Source organism: Pigmentiphaga litoralis (assembly GCF_048632615.1).
GTDB lineage: Bacteria > Pseudomonadota > Gammaproteobacteria > Burkholderiales > Burkholderiaceae_B > Pigmentiphaga > Pigmentiphaga litoralis_B.
The window spans coordinates 974,213-994,219 of sequence record NZ_CP184479.1; the positions used below are offsets into that span (position 1 = coordinate 974,213).

Genomic DNA, 20,007 nt, shown 5'->3' on the forward strand with positions numbered 1-20,007 from the left:
GACCGCGGCAGGGTGTGCTGCCTAGTGTCCGCCCACCATCACCGGCTCGGCTTCAAGCCGCACGCCATATCGAAGCGCCACATCGTTTCTGATCGCGTCCGCCAGCGACAGGATGTCGGCCGCGTCGGCCCCGCCCCGATTGACAAGCACCAAGGCCTGACGGGCATGCACGCCGGCGCGGCCCAGGTCGCGGCCTTTCCAGCCGCATTGGTCGATCAGCCAACCGGCGGCTAGCTTCCACCGCCCATCGGGCTGGGGATAGGCGACCAGGCCAGGGAACAGCGCCTTGAGCTCGTCGTAGTGGCGAGATGGCACGACCGGGTTCTTGAAGAAGCTGCCCGCGTTGCCGATCACGGCGGGATCGGGCAATTTGTTGCGCCGGATCTCGCAGACAGCGTCGAAGATGGCGCGGGCCGTGGGCGTCGTGGCGGCCAGACGGGGTGGCGCTGCAGGTCGGGGTAGTCGATGACCGGCCGCCACGCAAGCGGCAGGCGAAAGCGCACGGCGGCAACGATCCAGCGGCCGGGCTCGGTTTTGAAGCGGCTGTCGCGATAGGCGAAGCGGCAGGCGGCGGCGTCCATCTCGACCCACTGGCGCCCCTGCACATCGTAGGCGGTCAGGCTATCGAAACGATCCATCAGTTCGACCCCGTAGGCGCCGATGTTCTGGACCGGCGATGCCCCCACGGTGCCTGGGATCAGGGCCAGGTTTTCCAGGCCGTCCCAACCCTGTCCGACGCAAAAGGCGACGAAGTCGTGCCAGTTTTCGCCCGCCGCGGCTTCGATGATGCGGCCGCCGTCCTTGTCCTGCAGGCGGCGGATCCCGCGCGTGGCCAGGTGCGCGACCAGTCCCGTGACCCGGGAAGGCAACACGACGTTGCTGCCGCCGCCCAGCACGAACAGCGACGGGTAGGTGGCGGCCAGCGAAGCCAATGTCGGCAGTTGCGCCGCATCGTCGATCCGGACGAACGCGTCGGCCGAACTGGCCAGGCCAAAGGTGTTGAAGGCAGACAGGTTCTGCGGCGCGGGCGCGGGGAAGGATGAAGTCACGGGGCCGAAGTATGGAAACGACTCAGCAAAGAGTCGGAAAGGGATAGGAAGCGGTCCATGTTACTTGACTACAATTGCGGGTATCGCGGCGAATGCCGATTCGCGCCACGCCGCCACAAAAACGCCAAGGGAGCCAACAAATGCCTACATTCGATGTCGTCTGCAAACCCAACCAGGTCGAACTGAAAAACGCGGTCGACCAGAGCATGAAGGAAATCGGCACGCGCTTCGATTTCAAGGGGTCGGCCGCCAAGGTCGAACATGCCGACAAGGAAGTCACGCTGACCGCCGACAGCGACTTCCAGCTGGGCCAGGTGCTGGACGTACTGCTGGGCAAGATGACCAAACGCAATGTGGACGTGCGTTTCCTGGATCACGGCAAGGTCGAGAAGATCGGCGGTGACAAGGTCAAGCAGGTGCTGACGATCCGCGACGGCGTGCCGCAAGACGCCGCCAAGAAGATCGTGGCCCAGATCAAGGCCAGCAAGATCAAGGTCCAGGCCAGCATCCAGGGTGACACGGTGCGGGTGCAGGGCGCCAAGCGCGACGATCTGCAGACCGCGATCGCCTTGCTGAAAAAGGAAGTGACCGATCTGCCGCTGGGCTACGAAAACTTCCGCGATTGAGCGTCGGCGGCGCGTTGGAAGTCTGCTGCGTTAGCCGGCGGCCGCTGTCGCAGACGGTCGGCGAGCAAAGCAGCTGTAACACGCGCCACTAGCACGGCCACGACAGGACGCTGCAGCAAAACGGCCCGGTATCCACGTGGTACCGGGCCGTGCTATTTGGCGCTTGCCCAAAAACCCGCAGCGGTCAGGCGGCCGCCACCTTGGCTTGCGGAGCTGTCGCAGTCGCCTGCCCGCCCAGCACCTTGGCAAAGCGCCCACGGACCGACGCTTCGATCCCCTTGGCGTCGAGCCCCAGCCCGGCCAGCAGGGTGGCCTGGTCGCCATGGTCGATGAACTGATCCGGCAACCCCAACTGCAGCACTGGCAGGGTCACGCCGGCCGCGTTCAGCGCCTCGGTCACGGCGCTGCCCGCGCCGCCCATCAGGCAGCCTTCTTCGATCGTCACGATGGCGGCATGCCGCGCGGCCACTTCCAGCACCAGCGCCTGGTCCAGCGGCTTGACGAAACGCATGTCGACCACCGTTGCGTCGAGCGACTCGGCAGCCGCCATGGCCGGGACCAGCATCGTGCCAAAGGCCAGGATCGCCACGCCGCGATCCGCGGTGGCCGATGACGACTCGCGCCGCACCACGCCCTTGCCGACCGGCACGGTGTCCAGCGTCTTGGCAGGAACCGCGCCCCGGCCCGCACCGCGCGGGTAGCGTACCGACGACGGGCCCACGTGCTCATAACAGGTGGACAGCAGCAGGCGGCATTCGGCTTCGTCCGACGGCGTCGCGATCACCATGTTCGGAATGCAGCGCAAGAAGGCGATGTCGTAATTTCCAGCATGCGTTGCCCCATCGGCCCCCACCAGGCCGGCGCGGTCCAGGGCAAACGTGACATCCAGGTTTTGCAGGGCCACGTCGTGCACGAGCTGGTCATAGCCGCGCTGCAGGAATGTCGAATAGATCGCGACCACGGGCTTCTGCCCTTCGCAGGCAATACCCGCCGCAAATGTGACGGCGTGCTGTTCCGCAATGCCGACGTCGAAATACCGGTTCGGAAAGCGCTGTTCGAATTCAACCATGCCGCTGCCTTCGCGCATGGCGGGCGTGATGCCGACCAGGCGGGTATCCGCGGCCGCGGTGTCGCACAGCCAGTCGCCAAAGACCTGCGTGAAGGTCTGCTTGGGCGGCGTGCCCGGCTTGCGGATGCCGACGGCGGGATCGAACTTGCCCGGGCCGTGGTACAGCACCGGATCGGCCTCGGCCAGCTTGTAGCCCTGCCCCTTGCGCGTGACCACATGCAGAAAGCGCGGGCCGGTCAGCTTGCGCATGTTCTGCAGCGTGGGCACCAGCGATTCCAGATCGTGACCGTCGATCGGGCCCACGTAGTTGAAGCCCAGTTCTTCGAACAGCGTCGCCGGCGTGACCATGCCCTTGGCATGCTCTTCAAGCCGGCGGGCCAGTTCAAGCACGGGCGGCACGTGCGCCAGCACGGCCTTGCTCACGTTCTTGGCGGCGGCGTAGAAGCGACCCGACATCAGGCGCGCCAGATAGCGGTTCAGCGCGCCGACCGGGGTGAGATCGACATGTCGTTGTCGTTCAGGATCACCAGCAGATTGATGTCTGACGTGACGCCGCCATTGTTCAAGGCTTCAAAAGCCATGCCGGCCGACATCGATCCGTCGCCGATCACGGCAATGTGCTGCCGATCCATGCCCGCGTTGCGCGACGCGACCGCCATGCCCAGCGCCGCCGAGATCGAGGTCGATGAATGGGCCGTGCCGAAGGCGTCGTACTCGGATTCGGTCCGCTTTGGAAACCCCGAGATGCCGCCCGCCTGCCGCAGCGTGGCCATGCCGTCACGGCGGCCCGTCAGGATCTTGTGCGGATAGGTCTGGTGGCCGACGTCCCACACGATGCGGTCATGAGGCGTGTCGAACACATAATGCAGGGCAATCGTCAGTTCGACCGTTCCCAGGTTGGACGACAGGTGACCGCCCGTACGGGACACCGATTCGAGCACGAAAGCACGCAGCTCTTCAGCCACCTGGTTCAGGTCACGGCGGTCGAGCGCGCGAAGATCGGCGGGCGACTGGATGCGGTTCAGCAGATCTGTGGACATGATTGACGATGTCTCCGTTATCGGTCGCGCAGCACGATGAAGTCAGCCAGCTCCGCGAGGCGCTGCGCCGCTCCATTGAAGGGTGCCAGGGCGGCGTGCGCCTGCTGCCTGAGGCTTTCGGCCAGGCTGCGGGCCTCGTCCAGCCCAAGGTGCGACACGTAGGTAGGCTTGTCGGCGGCGGCGTCCTTGCCGGCCGTCTTGCCAAGCTGGCCTGAATCGGCGGTCACATCCAGGATGTCATCCACCACCTGGAAAGCCAGGCCGACGGCATGCGTATAGGCGTCAAGCGCCCGGCGCTGTTCGGACGTGGCGGCAGTAACGATGCCACCCAACGCGGCGCTTGCGCGCAGCAGTGCACCGGTTTTCAGCCGGTGCATGCCTTCGAGTTCGGCCAGCGACAGCCGCTGGCCGACGTTCATGAGGTCGATCGCCTGGCCGCCCGCCATGCCCGCGCTGCCCGAAGCCTGCGACAGGACCTGCATGGCCTGCACGGTCAAGGCCGGAGCCAGGGGCAATTGCGACAGCACGTCGAACGCCAGCGTCTGCAGGGCATCGCCCACCAGCAGCGCGCAGGCCTCGTCGTACTGGACGTGCACGGTTGGCCGGCCACGCCGCAGCGCGTCATCGTCCATGCAAGGCATGTCGTCGTGGACCAACGAATACACGTGGATGCATTCGACCGCCGCGGCGGCGCCGTCAAGCGCCATGTCGGCCGCGGCCGTCGCGCCGCAGGCTTCGCCGGCCGCATACACCAGCATCGGGCGCACGCGCTTGCCGCCGCCCAGGGCGGCATAACGCATCGCTTCGTGCAAACGGGTCGGGGCCAGTTCGGCCGGGGGCAGCAGGCGCGCCAGGGCCGCCTCGATCCGGTCGCCACATGCACCCATCCACGTCTGGAAATCCGCCTTCATCGTGCTCAATCCTCGCTGTCTTCGATCGGACGAAGCAGTTCGCCTTCCAGGATCTTGACCTGGTTTTCGGCGCGCGCCAGGCGTTCCTGACACACACGCACCAGGTCCACGCCGCGTTTGTACGACAACAGCGAGGCTTCGAGCGGCAGCGAGCCGTCTTCCATTCGCGCGACCAGCCCTTCAAGCTCGGCCAGCGCGGTTTCGAAATCCTGAGGCAGCGCGGGCGCGGCACCGGCGGACTTGCGAGCGGCGGCCTTGCGCGGCGCGGCGGCCTCGGCCACCGGCGCTGCATTCGGGTCCGCGGGCGCTGCATGCTGCTGCGCGGGCGTCGGTTCCATCGGCACGGCGTCCCCGGCAAGGGGGTCCAAACTTTCGGCCATTAAGCCTCCTGCAAACTCATGGAGAGTCGAACCCGCAATTGTAATTGATCGGGTCCGCCAAGGCGTGTGAGCAGATGCGTCCACATTCGCCTCTTGAAAAAGCCTGCCGCCGGACTTATAGACAAGGACTGGGTACAATACCAAGCTTGATCGGCCAGATCATTTTCTTCGCGCCGGTACAACACACATGGGAATACGACCACGCCTCCCCAGGTTGCGTAAGGGGGGATCCCATGTTGAGGCCGGCTCTACCACTCACGCGGAGGGAAGTCATGACCGATATCGGTCGCGTGGAACACGTGGCAGCGAGCCGAGCGCAGCTCCCTGTCAGTGCCTATTTCGATGACGCGCGCTTCAAGCGCGAAATGCAGTCCATTTTCAGCCGGTCGCCCAATTACGTCGGGCACCGGAACAATCTCCCGGAAGTCGGCGATTACCGGACCCTCGCTCAGGAAAACGATGGCCGTGTGCTGGTGCGCAACCAGGACGGTATCGAACTTGTGTCCAACGTCTGCCGTCATCGGCAGGCCGTCATGCTGGGCAAGGGATCCGTGGGAAGCGACGGAGCGCGGCGTTATGCCGACGCGCCGACGACCGGCAACCTGGGCGTCACCGGCAACATCGTCTGCCCACTGCACCGCTGGACCTATAACGGCCAGGGCAAGCTGATCGGCGCGCCGCTGTTCGGCGAAAATCCTTGCCTGGACCTGGATCGATTCCCGCTGCAGGACTGGAACGGTTCGTTGTTCGAAGCGCCGCGCCTGGGGGAACGTCACGCGGGGCGCGAACTGTCCGCGCTGCTTGGCCGTCCTGAATTCGACCTGTCCGACTACGTGCTCGATCGGGTCGAAACGCACGTGTGCCACTACAACTGGAAGACCTTCATCGAGGTCTACCTCGAGGATTATCACGTGGGTCCGTTCCATCCGGGGCTGGGCCGCTTCGTGACGTGCGACGATCTCAGCTGGGAATTCAACGATTTCTACAGCCTGCAGAAGGTAGGCGTACACCAGGACCTCGAACATCCCGGCTCATCGGTGTACCAGCGCTGGCACGACAAGGTGCTGGAATACCGCAATGGCGAACCGCCCGATTTTGGCGCCATCTGGGTGACGCATTTCCCGACCCACATGATCGAGCTCTATCCGCACACGCTCGTGCTGTCGACCCTGTACCCGAAGGGTCCGCAGGAAACCGTGAACATGGTCGAGTTCTACTATCCGGAAGACATCGTGCACTTCGAGCGGGAATTCGTCGAAGCCCAGCAGGCAGCCTATATGGAAACCGCGGTCGAAGACGACGAGATCGCGGAACGGATGGATGCAGGCCGCCGCATTCTGCTGGAGCGTGGAGTCAACGAGGTCGGACCCTACCAGTCACCCATGGAAGATGGCATGCAGCACTTCCACGAGTGGTATCGCTCTGCCATGAATGAGCCAGAAAATCGTTAGCGGATCAGTAACTTTCCTGACCGTCCGTCGCAAAGGCGTCCGAAACAACGGACGCCTTTTTTCTTGGTTTACACGAGCATTTCAAAGCGGTGTCAGGTCGTAACGTCGCCCGGGCGCGGCTTTTGCGACGATTTAAACGTTATCGGCTCTCCGGCCATTACAAATCCACACACAGCCGCCTTGCCAAACGCCGGGCGCCAGCGTAACTTTTACACATCGCTTCAGAGTTTGATAATTTTTCAAAAGCCGCGTGGCTGCTGAGGATTGCGAGTCTTGAAGCGGGTCGTTCTGTACGAAAACCTTGGCGCAGCCATGTAGGTGAAGGAGTATCGGAATCAGGCACCTTTATTATCCGCCTAGTCCGGTATGAGTAAGGTGGGAGGGAACATGCTGCATTATGCTGTCGTATTTTTCATTATCGCGATAATCGCGGCAGTACTCGGCTTTGGCGGTATTGCTGCGGGTGCCGCCTCCATCGCCAAGATTCTGTTCTTTATATTCATTGTCCTCGCAGTATTGTCGCTGCTCGGCGGCGTATTTCGAAAATAAGCATTACCAAGGAGAATCAACCATGAACTTCCGTACCCTTTTGATCGCTGGCATTATCGGTACTTCGACGGTTATGGCCGGTTGCGCCCAGACGCGCACGCAGCAATCCGCTGGCGAATACTCGGCTGACGCCGCCATCACCGCAAAAGTGAAGGCCAAGCTGCTGGAAACGAAGGACATCCGCTCCGTTGACATCAACGTCGAGACGTTCCGCAAGACGGTCCAGCTGTCGGGCTTCGTCGACTCCAGCGAGCAAATCGCTCGTGCCGTGGCGGTGACCCGCACGGTGGAAGGCGTGGAAAGCGTCAAGAACGACCTGCGCGTCAAGGGCCGTTGATCGGCATCTGACTCGGGCGGTGGCATCCTGAGCCACCGCCGGCGCGTAGCAATATAAAAACGGCCCCGTCGATCTTCGATGGGGCCGTTTTCTGTTTACCGGAAAAGAATCCGATCCTGCCAATGCTTGCCGCACGCTCGCAACGGCAGATCAGTTTGTGGCATTTTCTGGTGACGGTTTCAATATACGATCGAACAAAGCCGTCAACGTCTGCCACCCGCGATGTGCCGACCCTGCGTCGTACACGGGGAAATCCGGCACCATCCAGCCGTGCGCCGCGCCAGCATATTCCTCGGCGACGTATTTCACACCAGCCTTATCCAAAGCCGATTCAAATCGCGCGGCCATGTCGGGGGATAGAAGTCGTCCTGATCCGCGCTGGCAATATACACCTCGCCCCGAATCGTGCTGACGCGCCGATGCGGACTGGCCATGTCATCCGACGCCAGATGGCCGCCATGGAAGCTTGCCACCGCGGCGATCCGGTCCGGCCAGGCGGCCGCGGCCGACAGGGCCATCCCGCCACCCATGCAGAAGCCAACCGCGCCGACCTTGCCCTTGCGGACGTCAGGGCGCGCATCGAGCCAGGCCAGGAAGGCCTCGGTATCGCGCGCTGCCTTGTCGTTGCCGGTCGTGCTCATCAACGGGCCCAGAATACCGCCGACATCCCCCGCAAACACTTCCTTGGGCACCAGCGGCGTGTAAGGCCCGACGCGGTAGTAGACGTCAGGCACGAGCACCAGGTAGCCCGCTGCAGCAACGGTTTCGGCCATCTCGACCATGGCCGGCCGCAGACCGCCGGCGTCCCCATACAGAATCACGGCAGGCCACGGGCCGCCCACGGAATCCAGCGCCGCAGCTGGCGTGGCATCCGCCGCGGCCATCGCCGGAGTGACCACATATGCCGGGCACTCGCCGTCCGGCGCATTCACTACGATACGTTCGGCGGGCATGGCGGTTTCCTCAGACCAGGGCGTCGGCTTTCAACAGGGTTTCCAGGCACTGCGCCTTGATGCCGTAGAAGCGCTTGATCTCATCGATCTGCGCCAGTACCGGCGCGGCCGCCTTGGGCATGGCACGCTTCACAGCCAGGATCATCTTGTTCTTGTTGGTGTGTTCCAGCGAAATGAACTCGAACACCTGGGTATCGTAGCCAGCCGCATCCAGCAGCAAGGCGCGGATGCCGTCCGTCAGCATTTCGGCTTCCTGGCCCAGATGCACCCCATGCTGCAGGATAGGCCGTAGCGGATGGGGGCTCAGCAGTTGCGGCCGTACCTCCTTGTGGCAGCATGGCGAACACATGATGACCGACGCGCCGGCGCGGATGCCCATGTGAATCGCATAATCCGTCGCGATGTCACAGGCATGCAGTGCAATCATCACGTCGAGCGGCTGCGGCGCATAGCTGCGCACATCGCCCGCGTCGAAGGTCAACCCTTCCAGTCCAAGCCGTTCAATCGCGCCATTGCACAGGTCGACCAGTTCCTGCCGCAATTCGACGCCGGTGACCCGGGTCGGCCTGCCCAGCACACCCCGCAGGTAATCGTGGATGGCAAAGGTCAGGTAGCCTTTGCCCGACCCGAAGTCCGCAACCCGGATCGGGTCGGAGCCGTCCTTGCCGGTACCCAGCGGCGACGCCGCCAGGGCCGACGCGAACACCTCGATGAATTTGTTGATCTGCTTCCACTTGCGTGACATTGCCGGCACCAGCTTGTGGTCACGATCGGTCACGCCCAGCTCGACCAGGAAGGGCCGGTCCAGGTCCAGGTATCGATGCTTGTCGCGATTGTGGCCGCTGGAGACCGGCCGCGCGCCCTGGCCGCTTGCCAAGGGTTCGCCTGCCGGCTGCTGCGCCTTGCCCACCCGCACCGTGGCCTTGCCTTTCTTGCTGAACGCCAGCTGGATGTCTTGCGTCTGCGTGGTCAGCTGCGCGTTGCGAAAGTCGCTGCCCAACAGGGTCTTCAATGTTTGCAGGCCTTCGTCCACCGAAAAATTCTTGGTGATGTCCTTGGTCGCATGCCGGTACAGCAGCGACAGCATGGGCATGCCTTTCAGGACGACCGCACGCGCCTGGACCCGCTTCAGATCGCCTTCCCCGCGATACCCCGCCAGCACCAGCATCGTGACCGTGCCGTCGGCAAAGGCCTGACGGGCCCGGGACAGAAAGTCGTCCACGGGTTGTCGATCCGGGTCCATGCTGGCGTCTGCGCCAGAGCGCAGTAGAGAAGTTGCGGTCATGCGGGTGATCAGCGGCGCTGGCCGGCCGCCATGAGAGCGCGGATGCGATCCTCGATCGGCGGATGCGATGCGAATATCGCCGAAATCGCGCCACCGCTGGAAATGCCCGACGCCTGGAAATTCTTGGGCAGTTCGCCAGGCGCCATGTTGCCGAGGCGGGCCAGGGCCCGGATCATCGGTTCGCGCGACCCCAGCAAGTGGGCCGAGCCGGCATCGGCACGGAATTCACGCTGGCGCGAGAACCACGCAACGATGATCGAAGCGACGATCCCGAATGCCAGTTCACAGACGATGACGGTCGCAAAGTAGCCGATGCCGCCCCCGCGTTCGTTCTTGAGCAGCACGCGGTCCACGAAGTAACCGACGACACGCGCCAGGAAGACCACGAAGGTGTTCACGACGCCCTGGATCAGGGTCAGCGTGACCATGTCTCCATTGGCGATATGCGCCACTTCATGGGCCAGCACGGCCGACACTTCTTCTTCGGTCATGCCGCGCAGCAGGCCGGTCGACACGGCCACCAGGGCGTCGTTCTTGAAGGCGCCAGTCGCAAAGGCGTTGGGTTCGCCATCGTAGATGGCGACCGTCGGCCGGCCGATCCCCGCGCGGTCCGCCAGCTGGTTGACGGTGTCGAGCAACCAGATTTCTTCACGATTGGCCGGCGCGTTGGGATCCAGCACGCGGGCGCCCGTGCTCCACAGCGCCATCCGCTTGCTCATCAGCAGCGAAATGATGGCGCCGGCAAAACCGACCACGAGCGAGAAGATGGCCAGCGACTGGATATTCAGGCCGTTGGCGTCCATGAAGCGGCCGACACCGAGAATACTCAGGGTCGCCGTCAGCACGAGCATGACGGCAACGTTGGTCATGATGAAAAGCACAATGCGTTTCATGAGGGGTAAATTCTCCGAGAACCTTCGATCAATCGAGCCGACGCCCCGCAGCGCCCGCCCGTCACAGACGTATATGGTAACGGTCGCGCAGGCTTCAAGAGCCGCGCCCTGGACAGACGCATCCTGGGGTTCCCCCGTAGATACCCTTGTACGGGGCTACAATCGTCCGATCTTTCCGCTCCACGACTTTTTCCGCCCACGCCAATGCAAGCACTCTGGATGTTGTTCGCCTCCCTGATGTTCGCGATCATGTCCATGTTCGTCAAACTGGTGTCGACCGAAGTTCCGCTGTCCCAGATCATTCTTTTCCGCGGCGTTCCCACAGCCATCGGCATCCTGGGCTGGGCGCTGTGGGCAGGCAAACCCATCATCCCGGCCACCTGGCGGTCCCACGTCATGCGCAACATCGCGGGCGTGGCCTCGATCTGCCTGTCGTTCTACGCCATGTCGCGGCTGCCCCTGGCCACCGCCATCACCCTCAACTACACGTCTCCGCTATTCATTGCGGCCTGGATGATGTTCCAGGGCAGCCTGCGCGAAGACCGCCTGCGCCTGTTCGCCGTGGTGTTGGGGTTCGTGGGCGTCATCGCGATCCTGCGGCCCGATGTCGACAACGCGCAGTGGCTGGCGTCGTTGCTGGGCCTGCTGGCTGGCGGCGCCACTGCGCTGGCCGTGATGCAGGTGCGCAGCCTGGGCCGCGCGGGGGAAGCCGAATGGCGCATCGTGCTGTTCTTTTCGCTGAGCACGGTGCTGACCGGCGGCGCGGCAACGGCAGCCACCGGCTGGGTGGCGCCGTCCTGGAGCGGCTGGGCGCTGCTGCTGGGCGTGGGCCTGAGCGGCCTCCTAGGCCAGTTCGCGATGACACGCGCGTTCAGCCAGGGATCGGCCGCCCTGTCGGCGGTGCTGCAATACGCGACCATCCCGTTTTCGGTGTTGCTGGGTTTCCTGTTCTGGAACGACTCGCCCGACGGCTTTGCGTGGTTCGGCATTGTCCTGATCGCTGCCGCCGGACTGGTGTCGACCTGGCGTACGATGGCGGTGCCGGCTGCGTCCAGATAAGTCCCTATCTTCAGATCCGCATTTGTCGACGCGCCTGGCGCCCATCTCCTCCCGCCAAGGAAGCGTCATGTTCACCACCCTGATTTCCGCCAAGGAACTGGCCGCCCATCTGGGCCAGCCCAACTGGCTCGTCATCGACAGCCGTCACGATCTCATGAACCCGGCCCACGGGCGTGACGCGCATGCCCGCTCGCGGATCCCCGGCGCGCGCTTCGTCGACCTGGATACCCAGTTGGCCGGCCGCCATACCGGCCAGAACGGGCGGCACCCCCTTCCCGATCCCGATGTCTTCCGCAAGCTGGTGGCGCAACTGGGCATCGGCCCCGATACCCAGGTCATCGTGCACGATGACCACACGGGCCAATCCGCGGGCCGCTTCTGGTGGATGCTGCGCTGGCTGGGGCACGCAGGCGTGGCGGTGCTCGATGGCGGATTCAAGGCATGGGAAGCCGGCGGCTTTCCGGTCGATGACGGCCCGGGAGAAAGCCATGCGATCGCCCAGGCGGACCTGGCGCAGGGCCAGCAAGATCAGGCGGCGAGCAGCGAAACGCTGCCGGGCAGCGCCGATGCCCCCGTTGCACAGGCCGGCGCGCAGTCCCTCATGTCGTCGGGCGCTGCACGTCCGCGCCTGGCGCCTACCGTCAACACGCAAGACATGCTGGCGAACCTGCGCACACGCGCCGCGACGGTCATTGACGCGCGTGCGGGCGCTCGCTATCGCGGCGAAACCGAACCGTTGGACCCGGTGGCGGGACACATTCCCGGCGCGCTGAATCGCCCCTTTCAGGAGAACCTGCAGGCCGACGGCACCTTCAAGCCGGCCGCCGCCCTGAAACAGGAATTCGCCGCCCTGCTCGGCCAGGTGTCGGCGGACAAGGTGATCCACCAATGCGGGTCGGGGGTATCCGCCTGCCACAACATCCTGGCCATGGAACACGCCGGTTTGAACGGCTCGGCGCTCTACCCGGGGTCATGGAGCGAATGGTGCGCCGACCCAGGCCGGCCGGTGGCGATCGGCGCAACGCCCTGACACGGCTCTCGGGTTGCGGGAAAACCACAGCGGGTTCACACTCTCTGCATCCCTGTCGAATGGCTCTGCCCCATGTCGCTCAAGCTTTCCGTACTCGATCTGTGCCCGGTGCCCTCGGGCTTCACGCCGTCCGATGCCATCGCCAACAGCATTGCCCTGGCCCAGGCGGTCGAAACTTTCGGCTATCACCGCTACTGGTTCGCCGAGCATCACAACACGGCGATGCTGGCCTGCTCGGCCCCTGAATTGCTGATCGCCCGCGCGGCCGCCGCGACGTCGACGCTGCGGGTGGGTTCGGGCGGGATCATGCTGCCCAATCACAGTTCGCTCAAGGTCGCGGAACTGTTCCGCATGCTTGAAGCCATGTTTCCGACCCGGATCGACCTGGGCCTGGGCCGCGCGCCGGGCACGGACCCGATCACCGCCAGCGCATTGCGGCGCAATGCCGACGACAGCGACAACTTTCCGCAGCAACTGGCCGATCTGGTCGGCTACCTGAAAGACGTCATGCCCGAGGGCCATCCGCATGCCCGCGTGCGCGCCGCGCCGATGGGGGTAGCCTGCCCGCCGCTCTGGATCCTGGGATCGAGCACCTACGGCGCCCAGGTGGCCGCGGCCAATGGCCTGGGCTTCGTCTACGCCCATCACATCGTGGCGGAGCACGCGCGCGAAGCCATGCACCTGTACCGCGACCGCTTCCGTGCCTCGGCCCTGGGGCAGTATCCGAAAGCCATGCTGGGCGTGTCGGTCATCTGCGCCGAGACGGCCGAAGAAGCCATGCGACTGGCCGCCACGGCCGACCTGACCATGATGCGCACGCGCAGCGGCCGCCGTGGCGAACCGGTGCCCAGCGTCGAAGAGGCCCTGGCCTACCGCTACAGCCCGCAGGAAGAAAGCCTGCGTCAGTACAACCGCAGCCGCATCCACATCGGCAGCCCCGACCAGTTGCGTGAATCGCTGGGCGCGCTTGCGGCGGCCACCCAGGCCGAAGAACTGGTCATTACGTCCACCATTCACGACCACGCGGCCAGGGTGCGCAGCTACGCACTCGTTGCCGAGGCGCTGGCCGACTGACCGCCCCGGCGGCGCAGCACTCCATTCCATTCTTCAACCAAGGAACACCACCATGCAGCTTCAGGGAAAAGTCGCCATTGTGACTGGCGGCGCCAGCGGTATCGGCAAGGACATCGCGATTGGCCTGAGCAAGGCTGGCGCGGCGGTCGCCATTGCCGACATCAATCTCGCCGCGGCGCAGGCCGTGGCGGCCGAACTGGAAGCCGCCGGCGGCAAAGCGATGGGAGTCGCGATTGACGTCACCGATGAAGCGGTCGTGGAAGCAGGCACGCAGCAAGTCGTGGATGCGTATGGCAGCATCGACATCCTGATCTCGAACGCGGGGATCCAGGTGGTGGCGCCCATCCACGAGTTTGCCTATGCGGACTGGAAAAAGGTCATGGCGATCCACGTGGATGGCGCGTTCCTGACGACCAAGGCGGCTCTCAAGCACATGTACAAAGACGATCGCGGCGGCATCGTGATCTACACCGGCTCGGTCCATTCGCACCTGGCTTCCCCGCTCAAGTCCGCCTACGTGACCGCCAAGCATGGCCTGCTCGGCCTGAACCGCGTGCTGGCGAAAGAAGGCGCTCCGCACAACGTGCGGTCCCATGTGGTGTGCCCGGGCTTCGTGCGCACGCCGCTGGTGGACAAGCAGATTCCCGAACAGGCCGCCAGCCTGGGCATCAGCGAAGCCGAGGTGATTAGCAAGGTCATGCTGGGCAATACGGTCGACGGCGAATTCACGACGCTGCAGGACGTGACGGACACCGTGCTGTTCCTGGCCACCTTCCCGTCGGCCGCGTTCACCGGACAATCGTTCGTCGTCAGCCACGGCTGGTATATGCACTGAGGCACAGGCCCGGCCTGTTGCAACGATTTTCAAGGAGTGATGACGGCGCGCGCCGATTGACGGTTCAATGACTATTCTGATCACCTTGCTTGACCTGGCCGGCTATGTGGCGCTGCTGCTGTGGGGCGTCCACATGGTGCAGACCGGCATCCAGCGCGCCTTCGGGCCACGCCTGCGCACGGCGCTCGGCATTGCGCTGGCCAATCGTTTCTACGGATTTCTAGCGGGCATGGGCGTGACGGCCATCCTGCAAAGCAGTACGGCCACGGGCCTGATGGTGGCGGGCTTCGCGGCCAGCGGCCTGGTCGGCTTGGTGCCCGCGCTGGGCGCCATGCTCGGCGCCAATGTGGGCACGACGCTGATCGTGCAACTGCTGTCCTTCGACATTTCTCCGATCGCGCCCGTCCTGGTGTTGATCGGCGTCGTCATGTTCCGCCGCAGCCATGCCAGCATGACGCGCGACCTTGGCCGCGTGATGATCGGGCTGGGTCTGCTGCTTTTGTCGTTGCACCTGCTGGTTGGCCTGCTCGAACCCTACCGTGACCTGCCCGCCTTGCGCACCGGCCTGCGCGCGCTGTCGTCGCAGACCGGGCTGGCCATGGCGATCGCCGCCATCCTGGCCTGGGCCGCGCATTCGAGCGTGGCGGTGGTGGTGCTGGTCATGTCTCTGGCGACGCAGGGCATCGTGCCGCCCGATACGGCATTCGCGCTTGTTCTGGGCGCCAACCTCGGCACCGCCATCAATCCGCTGCTGGAAGGCGCGGCAAAAGACGACCCGGTCGCTCGACGGCTTCCGCTTGGTAATTTTGTCGTGCGCGGCGTCGGCGCGGTGATCGTTCTGTCGCTGCTGGGCGTGATCCAGCCCTGGGTCAGCGCGCTGGGCGGCAGTCATGCGCGGGCGGTCGCCAACTTCCACACCTTGTTCAATGTCGGCCTGGCCGTGCTGTGCCTGCCGTTGCTGACGCCCTATGCCCGGCTGCTGCGGCGCTGGCTGCCGGCGAACGAAGACATGTCGGACCCTGGCCGCCCTCGGTATCTGGACAGCGCGGCTCGCGAAATGCCCATCGTAGCATTGGGCCATGCAGCCCGCGAAGCCCTGCGGATGGCGGACACCCTGCAAAGCATGCTGACTTTCACCCGCGATGCCTTCACCAAAGGGGATCGCAACCGTATCGCTGAAGGCAAGCGCCAGGATGACGTGCTGGATCGGCTCAATACCGCCATCAAGACCTACGTGTCGGCCCTGGATCCGGACGAGATGACGGCCGATGACCGGCGGCGCGCGGGCGAGATCATCGCCTTCATCACCAACATGGAGCACGCCGGCGATGTGATCGAGAAGAATCTGCTGGCGCAGGCCACCAAGCGGCTCAAGCGCGGCCTGCGGTTTTCACCCGAGGGGCAGGCGGAGATGACGGCCATGCTGGACAGGCTGTCGACCAATCTGCAGCTGGCGGCGTCCCTGTTCATGACCGATGACGCCCGGGCCGCGCGCATGCTGGCGGCCGAAAAAGACGTGTTTCGCCAGTTGGAAACCGAGGCCACCCGCGCCCACTTCGTCCGGCTGCGCGCCGGCCGCATCGACAGTTCCGAAACCAGTGGCATGCATCTGGATGTCCTGCGTGACCTGCGACGGGTCAATACGCACCTGGTGGCCGCCGCGGCCTATCCGGTGCTGGAACATCACGGTGAATTGCTGACGACGCGCGTGCGGCCGGAAGAAGAGGCGCCGGCGGCTTGAGGGAGGTGCTGGCGCCTGAGGGAGGTGCTGGCGCTTGAGGGAGGTGCTGGCGCCTGAGCGAAGCGCCGGCGGCTTGAGCTCGCGCAAGACCATCAGCGCTGCCCGCCCTGCGTACGATCAATGCGCGTGGAATACCACCGTTAGCGTGTACACGATGCCGACGCCCGCCCCCACCAGCACGAACTGCGGCAGGCTGTCGCGCAGGCTGGTTCGCTTCTGCATCTGCGGCATCAGATCTGCCACGGCAATGTAAATGAAGCTGCTTGCCGCCACCACCAGCACATACGGCAGCAGGGCTTGCGAGCCTTCCAGCAGGAAATAGCCGAGCACGCCGCCCAGGATCGCCATCATGCTGGACAGCACATTGAACAGCAGCGCGCGTTTGCGGGCCAGCCCGGCGTTGACCAGAATGATGAAGTCACCCAGCTCCTGCGGCACCTCGTGCGCGGCGATCGACAGCGCGGTCAGCACGCCCAGCTTCGGATCGGCCAGGAAGGCAGCGGCGATCAGGATGCCGTCGCAGAAATTGTGCAGGCCGTCCCCTACGAGCACGGCCATCCCGCCGCGACCGGCTTCGTGGGCGTCGTGCCCGGCCGGGTGGTGGTGCCCGTCATGCTCGTGATGGTGGTTGTGCCGCAGCACCGCCACCTTTTCCAGCATGAAGAAGATCAGCAGCCCACCCAACAGCAAGGCGAACAGGGTCCGTGTGTCGGCGTCGGACTCGAAGGCTTCGGGCAAGGTATGCAGCAGCGCCACGGACAGCAGGACGCCGACCGAAAAGCTGACCATTTCATGCAGGTAGCGCGAGAAGTAGCGAAAGCCCAGCCAGCCGGCCACCAGGGCCGACACCACGCCACTGACCAGGGTCGCCAGCACGATATAGACGAGCGTCATGCCGCCACTCCTTCCATCGCGGCCAGCAGTCGGCCGCAGCGGAACAGCCGTTCCCGTTTGAGGGTCTGGGCGATCGGCTCGTCGCGCCCCCGCGCCAGCGCGTGCGTCCGCACGGTCAACAGCAGTGGCAGCATGCGGTCGGGCGACTGCTCGAGCCAGGCCGACAACTGACGGTCCGGATCCCATGCCGTCAGCCCCTGACGCTTCAATTCGCCCTTGTTGAAGTCCTTCAGGTTCCAGGTCAGCACCCGTACCTCGGGTGTCATCTGGCTGGCGCTGCGCGCGCGGCTGGCCAGCCCGGCGGCGATCACGTGCCAGTCCTTTTCATCGCTGTAGCGCAAGCCCGCTTCGTAGGCGCTCAGGTCGCCCGGGTCGGCATCCGGAAACCGCGCGGTCATGTCCGCCCACTGTGCTTCAAGCTGCTCGGGCGCGACGGCCCAGATGCGCGCCGCGTTGCGCCGCCATTCCTGGCCAATCCGCGCGCTCCAGATCGGGCTGAAAAAACCGGCGTCGGCCACATCCAGCAGCAAAGGCCGCAAGATGGACGACATGAGCACGCACGCGTCGAGCACCAGGCATTGCGGTGCACGACGCGCCGCCGCGAGCGCGGCCGGGACCGGCGCCCCGGTCGATGAGGAATCTGATACCACGGTGACCCTGTAGAGATTGGTGCGGCAAGAGGACGCGGCAGCGCCCTGCTCCCCCGCTGGAAGCCGACCCGAAGGATACACCGGCAGCGGCCGTCGGGCCGCGCCACGGCTAGGAAGGGAAGGACTCGACCAGGTTGCGGCCACGTTCCTTGGCCCGCGCCAAGGCAATGGCGGCGTTGCCAAGCGCCGTATCCAGATCGGTGCCGGTGGGCGTGATGCCGATCGACACGGTGATCTGCGTGGCGATGTGCCCGCGCAGCGCGAACTGCCGGCCGGCAATGTGATTGCGCAGCCGGTCGCATGCCGCCACCGCTTCATTCAGGGTGACGTCGGACAACAGCGCCGCGAAGCGGTCGCCCGACACGCGCACCAGCGTTTCAATACCTGGCAACACCTGCCGGATCAGGTCGGCGAGCTGGCGCAAGATGGCATCGCCGGCATTGCGGCCCAATGCCTGGTTGAAACGATCGAAGTGATCGATGTCCATCAGCATCAGGTGCAGCAGCTGCCCCCTGCTGGGACTGCGCGATCTCGGACTGGAACGCGTCCGACATCCAGCGCCGGTTGTGCAGGCCGGTGACGGCATCGTGGGTCGCCATGAAATCCATGGACTCGGTCTGTTCGTCGGGTTCCAGCCGAAGGTTCATGGCCCGCAGTCGTTCGCTCAACATGTCGAGCACATTGATGGCGACGCGGGGCACGGCATCGATCACGGTCCGCAGCGCAGCCGCGTTCAGCACGATCAGCCGCGACGGCCACTGCGCCGCCACATAGACCGTGCCGCCATCCTGCCCGATCAGGGCATGTTCCCCCACGGCGTCGCCTGGAACGAAACGCGCCAGCATGCGCTGGGTGGCCGCGTCGCGGTAGGCGCCCAACTGCCCTTCGACCAGCACGTAGATGTTGGTGTTGGCTTCGCCAGGCTGCAGCAGGAAGGCCCCATGAGCCAGGTGCCGGGTACACGCGAAGGGTTCGACCAGCAGCCGTTGTTCGGCGGTGGTGCCGGCAAACAGCCCGGAACGCGCAAGCGCGTCCCAGTCTTCAAGAGTCAGGCTGCCTGGCGCGCCGTCGGCGGGCAGGTGAGGAGGGATATGACGGTGCATCACTCACTTATCGGCAAGGGTTGGCACAAGTTTAGAGAAGGCGGCCCTACAGTTCCATGCTATCGCGTCCGATATAGCCCCTATGACGACATCGATATCCGCCCTAGCCATGTCCCAGACTTCCATCCTGCGTTCGATCGCACGCCCGCTGCGCCAGTCCGCCGCGCGGCTGGCCGTCCTGACCGCCCTGGGCTGCCTTGCGGGTTGCGACTATGTCGGCCTGCAGCCGGTGTCCAAACTCGAAGCCCGCAAGGAAGCGGAAGGCAAGGCCATCGGTGGCGCCTGCCGTCAGGCCGGCCGCGCACTTGAAGATTGTTATACGTTCAATCCCAACATGCCCAAGGCCGCAATCTTTCTGGGCTGGCGCGAAATGAACGACTACATGATGCAAAACAACCTGACCGTCATCCGGCCCGAAGTCGCCCCGGTGCTCCCCAGTGGCCGGGCCCGGTTGGACGCCCCTGCCCCGGCTGCCGCGCCGCCGGCCAACAAGCTGCCGGCCAAGGCGGCGGCGCTGTAGGTCGGCGCCCCCGGCCAGTCACCGCCCGACCGGCGCCGCGCGTGAACCGTGGCCGTTGGGTGCAAGCCTTCAAGCGCGCCTACAGGCTTGCGGCGCCGCCCGGGCTTTCAGGGCATCCCATCCCGTCTATCCGCGCTTATTCCGCGCTGGCGATCAGCGTCAGCAACCTGTCCACATCCACCGGTTTGGTCAGATAACTGTCGAATCCGTGCGCCAGGGCTTCTTCCCTGTCGAAGGCGGCATCACGCCCGGTCACGGCGATCAGCATGATGGGATCCAGGTGGGACGTCTCGCGGATCATGGTCGCCACGTCCAGGCCGTTCGGGGCCGGCATGTCGATATCCAGGACCATCACGCGGGGACGCCACGACAGCGCCATTTCCATCGCGGCCGAACCGCCGCCGACGAAACGCACATCATGATGATCGCTGCACGCTTCCGCGAGCGCTTCCGCGGCGCTGACATAATTGTCGACGATCAGCACACGGCGGGGTAAAGCCTGATTCAAATCCCATCTCCTCGAATGACACGCCGCGGCGGGCGCGCGCAAGGAAAATG

21 protein-coding genes and 2 pseudogenes are annotated in these 20,007 nt (G+C 64.8%); 10 read left to right on the forward strand and 13 right to left on the reverse strand.

The genetic code is table 11. The annotated features are described in order from the left end of the window. Window positions 1-21 precede the first annotated feature (21 nt). Window positions 22-1,049 (reverse strand): annotated as a pseudogene (gene murB, locus ACNANG_RS04435) (UDP-N-acetylmuramate dehydrogenase). Window positions 1,050-1,189: 140 nt separating this feature from the next. On the opposite strand from murB, the gene ACNANG_RS04440 reads away from it, so the two are divergent. After that, window positions 1,190-1,675: a YajQ family cyclic di-GMP-binding protein gene (locus tag ACNANG_RS04440; RefSeq protein ID WP_420226157.1), complete on the forward strand. Its 486-nt coding sequence runs from the start codon at window positions 1,190-1,192 to the stop codon at window positions 1,673-1,675. Between the two features lie 184 nt (window positions 1,676-1,859). On the opposite strand, the pseudogene dxs reads toward ACNANG_RS04440, so the two are convergent. The 3 genes and pseudogenes from dxs to ACNANG_RS04455 all read right to left on the reverse strand — a co-directional run bounded on the left by dxs (window position 1,860) and on the right by ACNANG_RS04455 (window position 4,976). After that, window positions 1,860-3,784 (reverse strand): annotated as a pseudogene (gene dxs, locus ACNANG_RS04445) (1-deoxy-D-xylulose-5-phosphate synthase). 17 nt (window positions 3,785-3,801) lie between these two features. Further along, complete coding sequence (locus ACNANG_RS04450) at window positions 3,802-4,695, reverse strand: polyprenyl synthetase family protein (protein WP_420226158.1); 894 nt, start codon at window positions 4,693-4,695, stop codon at window positions 3,802-3,804. Between the two features lie 5 nt (window positions 4,696-4,700). Continuing rightward, window positions 4,701-4,976, reverse strand: a complete 276-nt coding sequence (locus ACNANG_RS04455; protein ID WP_420227450.1) for an exodeoxyribonuclease VII small subunit — start codon at window positions 4,974-4,976, stop codon at window positions 4,701-4,703. Window positions 4,977-5,347: 371 nt separating this feature from the next. Between ACNANG_RS04455 and ACNANG_RS04460 the strand changes: the two genes are divergently transcribed. The 3 genes from ACNANG_RS04460 to ACNANG_RS04470 all read left to right on the forward strand — a co-directional run bounded on the left by ACNANG_RS04460 (window position 5,348) and on the right by ACNANG_RS04470 (window position 7,412). After that, window positions 5,348-6,526, forward strand: coding sequence for an aromatic ring-hydroxylating oxygenase subunit alpha (locus ACNANG_RS04460; protein WP_420226159.1), 1,179 nt, complete (start codon window positions 5,348-5,350; stop codon window positions 6,524-6,526). 387 nt (window positions 6,527-6,913) lie between these two features. Beyond that, window positions 6,914-7,075 (forward strand): DUF1328 domain-containing protein, encoded by a 162-nt coding sequence (locus ACNANG_RS04465; RefSeq protein WP_179590317.1) that lies wholly within the window; start codon window positions 6,914-6,916, stop codon window positions 7,073-7,075. Window positions 7,076-7,097: 22 nt separating this feature from the next. Beyond that, window positions 7,098-7,412: a BON domain-containing protein gene (locus tag ACNANG_RS04470; protein ID WP_420226160.1), complete on the forward strand. Its 315-nt coding sequence runs from the start codon at window positions 7,098-7,100 to the stop codon at window positions 7,410-7,412. A gap of 150 nt (window positions 7,413-7,562) precedes the next feature. On the opposite strand, the gene ACNANG_RS04475 is transcribed toward ACNANG_RS04470, so the two are convergent. The 4 genes from ACNANG_RS04475 to htpX are packed head-to-tail and all read right to left on the reverse strand — an operon-like array spanning window position 7,563 to window position 10,543. Next, complete coding sequence (locus ACNANG_RS04475) at window positions 7,563-7,760, reverse strand: dienelactone hydrolase family protein (protein ID WP_420226161.1); 198 nt, start codon at window positions 7,758-7,760, stop codon at window positions 7,563-7,565. Further along, window positions 7,718-8,365, reverse strand: a complete 648-nt coding sequence (locus ACNANG_RS04480) for a dienelactone hydrolase family protein (RefSeq protein ID WP_420226162.1) — start codon at window positions 8,363-8,365, stop codon at window positions 7,718-7,720. The genes ACNANG_RS04475 and ACNANG_RS04480 overlap by 43 nt, the downstream gene beginning before the upstream one ends. Before the next feature lie 10 nt (window positions 8,366-8,375). Further along, complete coding sequence (locus ACNANG_RS04485) at window positions 8,376-9,608, reverse strand: class I SAM-dependent methyltransferase (RefSeq protein ID WP_420226163.1); 1,233 nt, start codon at window positions 9,606-9,608, stop codon at window positions 8,376-8,378. A 50-nt stretch (window positions 9,609-9,658) separates the two neighbouring features. Continuing rightward, entirely contained in the window at window positions 9,659-10,543 is an 885-nt protein-coding gene (htpX, locus tag ACNANG_RS04490; RefSeq protein ID WP_420226164.1) for a protease HtpX, read from the reverse strand. A 219-nt stretch (window positions 10,544-10,762) separates the two neighbouring features. Between htpX and ACNANG_RS04495 the strand changes: the two genes are divergently transcribed. The 5 genes from ACNANG_RS04495 to ACNANG_RS04515 all read left to right on the forward strand — a co-directional run bounded on the left by ACNANG_RS04495 (window position 10,763) and on the right by ACNANG_RS04515 (window position 16,282). Beyond that, window positions 10,763-11,602 carry a DMT family transporter gene (locus tag ACNANG_RS04495; protein ID WP_420226165.1) on the forward strand — a complete coding sequence of 280 codons (840 nt, stop codon included), beginning with the start codon at window positions 10,763-10,765 and terminating at the stop codon, window positions 11,600-11,602. Window positions 11,603-11,669: 67 nt separating this feature from the next. Beyond that, window positions 11,670-12,632, forward strand: a complete 963-nt coding sequence (locus ACNANG_RS04500) for a sulfurtransferase (RefSeq protein WP_420226166.1) — start codon at window positions 11,670-11,672, stop codon at window positions 12,630-12,632. A gap of 72 nt (window positions 12,633-12,704) precedes the next feature. After that, the gene (locus ACNANG_RS04505; RefSeq protein WP_420226167.1) at window positions 12,705-13,706 is read left to right on the forward strand and encodes an LLM class flavin-dependent oxidoreductase; all 1,002 of its coding nucleotides are present in this window, start codon (window positions 12,705-12,707) and stop codon (window positions 13,704-13,706) included. Between the two features lie 52 nt (window positions 13,707-13,758). After that, window positions 13,759-14,541, forward strand: a complete 783-nt coding sequence (locus tag ACNANG_RS04510) for a 3-hydroxybutyrate dehydrogenase (RefSeq protein WP_420226168.1) — start codon at window positions 13,759-13,761, stop codon at window positions 14,539-14,541. Window positions 14,542-14,608: 67 nt separating this feature from the next. Beyond that, window positions 14,609-16,282 carry a Na/Pi cotransporter family protein gene (locus tag ACNANG_RS04515; RefSeq protein ID WP_420226169.1) on the forward strand — a complete coding sequence of 558 codons (1,674 nt, stop codon included), beginning with the start codon at window positions 14,609-14,611 and terminating at the stop codon, window positions 16,280-16,282. 117 nt (window positions 16,283-16,399) lie between these two features. Here ACNANG_RS04515 and ACNANG_RS04520 read toward each other — a convergent pair whose 3' ends face one another. From ACNANG_RS04520 to ACNANG_RS04535, 4 genes are all read right to left on the reverse strand, one after another. Continuing rightward, the gene (locus ACNANG_RS04520; RefSeq protein WP_420226170.1) at window positions 16,400-17,176 is read right to left on the reverse strand and encodes a ZIP family metal transporter; all 777 of its coding nucleotides are present in this window, start codon (window positions 17,174-17,176) and stop codon (window positions 16,400-16,402) included. Next, window positions 17,173-17,727 (reverse strand): PIN domain-containing protein, encoded by a 555-nt coding sequence (locus tag ACNANG_RS04525; protein WP_420227451.1) that lies wholly within the window; start codon window positions 17,725-17,727, stop codon window positions 17,173-17,175. The genes ACNANG_RS04520 and ACNANG_RS04525 overlap by 4 nt, the downstream gene beginning before the upstream one ends. Before the next feature lie 208 nt (window positions 17,728-17,935). After that, window positions 17,936-18,319 carry a GGDEF domain-containing protein gene (locus ACNANG_RS04530; protein WP_420226171.1) on the reverse strand — a complete coding sequence of 128 codons (384 nt, stop codon included), beginning with the start codon at window positions 18,317-18,319 and terminating at the stop codon, window positions 17,936-17,938. After that, window positions 18,204-18,929, reverse strand: coding sequence for a Crp/Fnr family transcriptional regulator (locus ACNANG_RS04535; protein ID WP_420226172.1), 726 nt, complete (start codon window positions 18,927-18,929; stop codon window positions 18,204-18,206). Before ACNANG_RS04535 ends, ACNANG_RS04530 begins: the two co-directional genes overlap by 116 nt. A 109-nt stretch (window positions 18,930-19,038) precedes the next feature. On the opposite strand from ACNANG_RS04535, the gene ACNANG_RS04540 reads away from it, so the two are divergent. Next, window positions 19,039-19,449, forward strand: a complete 411-nt coding sequence (locus ACNANG_RS04540) for a hypothetical protein (RefSeq protein ID WP_420226173.1) — start codon at window positions 19,039-19,041, stop codon at window positions 19,447-19,449. Window positions 19,450-19,585: 136 nt separating this feature from the next. On the opposite strand, the gene ACNANG_RS04545 is transcribed toward ACNANG_RS04540, so the two are convergent. Next, window positions 19,586-19,957, reverse strand: coding sequence for a response regulator (locus ACNANG_RS04545; protein ID WP_420226174.1), 372 nt, complete (start codon window positions 19,955-19,957; stop codon window positions 19,586-19,588). Between the last annotated feature and the right edge of the window lie 50 nt (window positions 19,958-20,007).

Excerpts from the sequence above, each read along its gene's own strand:
- ACNANG_RS04470 (WP_420226160.1), top strand. The coding sequence starts at position 7,098 with ATGAACTTCCGTACCCTTTTGATCGCTGGCATTATCGGTACTTCGACG.
- ACNANG_RS04505 (WP_420226167.1), top strand. The coding sequence starts at position 12,705 with ATGTCGCTCAAGCTTTCCGTACTCGATCTGTGCCCGGTGCCCTCGGGC.
- ACNANG_RS04465 (WP_179590317.1), top strand. The coding sequence starts at position 6,914 with ATGCTGCATTATGCTGTCGTATTTTTCATTATCGCGATAATCGCGGCA.
- ACNANG_RS04495 (WP_420226165.1), top strand. The coding sequence starts at position 10,763 with ATGTTGTTCGCCTCCCTGATGTTCGCGATCATGTCCATGTTCGTCAAA.
- ACNANG_RS04450 (WP_420226158.1), bottom strand. The coding sequence starts at position 4,695 with ATGAAGGCGGATTTCCAGACGTGGATGGGTGCATGTGGCGACCGGATC.
- ACNANG_RS04460 (WP_420226159.1), top strand. The coding sequence starts at position 5,348 with ATGACCGATATCGGTCGCGTGGAACACGTGGCAGCGAGCCGAGCGCAG.
- ACNANG_RS04440 (WP_420226157.1), top strand. The coding sequence starts at position 1,190 with ATGCCTACATTCGATGTCGTCTGCAAACCCAACCAGGTCGAACTGAAA.
- htpX (WP_420226164.1), bottom strand. The coding sequence starts at position 10,543 with ATGAAACGCATTGTGCTTTTCATCATGACCAACGTTGCCGTCATGCTC.
- ACNANG_RS04515 (WP_420226169.1), top strand. The coding sequence starts at position 14,609 with ATGACTATTCTGATCACCTTGCTTGACCTGGCCGGCTATGTGGCGCTG.
- ACNANG_RS04525 (WP_420227451.1), bottom strand. The coding sequence starts at position 17,727 with ATGTCGTCCATCTTGCGGCCTTTGCTGCTGGATGTGGCCGACGCCGGT.
- ACNANG_RS04520 (WP_420226170.1), bottom strand. The coding sequence starts at position 17,176 with ATGACGCTCGTCTATATCGTGCTGGCGACCCTGGTCAGTGGCGTGGTG.
- ACNANG_RS04485 (WP_420226163.1), bottom strand. The coding sequence starts at position 9,608 with ATGGACCCGGATCGACAACCCGTGGACGACTTTCTGTCCCGGGCCCGT.
- ACNANG_RS04480 (WP_420226162.1), bottom strand. The coding sequence starts at position 8,365 with ATGCCCGCCGAACGTATCGTAGTGAATGCGCCGGACGGCGAGTGCCCG.
- ACNANG_RS04535 (WP_420226172.1), bottom strand. The coding sequence starts at position 18,929 with ATGCACCGTCATATCCCTCCTCACCTGCCCGCCGACGGCGCGCCAGGC.
- ACNANG_RS04540 (WP_420226173.1), top strand. The coding sequence starts at position 19,039 with ATGTCCCAGACTTCCATCCTGCGTTCGATCGCACGCCCGCTGCGCCAG.
- ACNANG_RS04530 (WP_420226171.1), bottom strand. The coding sequence starts at position 18,319 with ATGCTGATGGACATCGATCACTTCGATCGTTTCAACCAGGCATTGGGC.
- ACNANG_RS04475 (WP_420226161.1), bottom strand. The coding sequence starts at position 7,760 with ATGGCCGCGCGATTTGAATCGGCTTTGGATAAGGCTGGTGTGAAATAC.
- ACNANG_RS04510 (WP_420226168.1), top strand. The coding sequence starts at position 13,759 with ATGCAGCTTCAGGGAAAAGTCGCCATTGTGACTGGCGGCGCCAGCGGT.
- ACNANG_RS04500 (WP_420226166.1), top strand. The coding sequence starts at position 11,670 with ATGTTCACCACCCTGATTTCCGCCAAGGAACTGGCCGCCCATCTGGGC.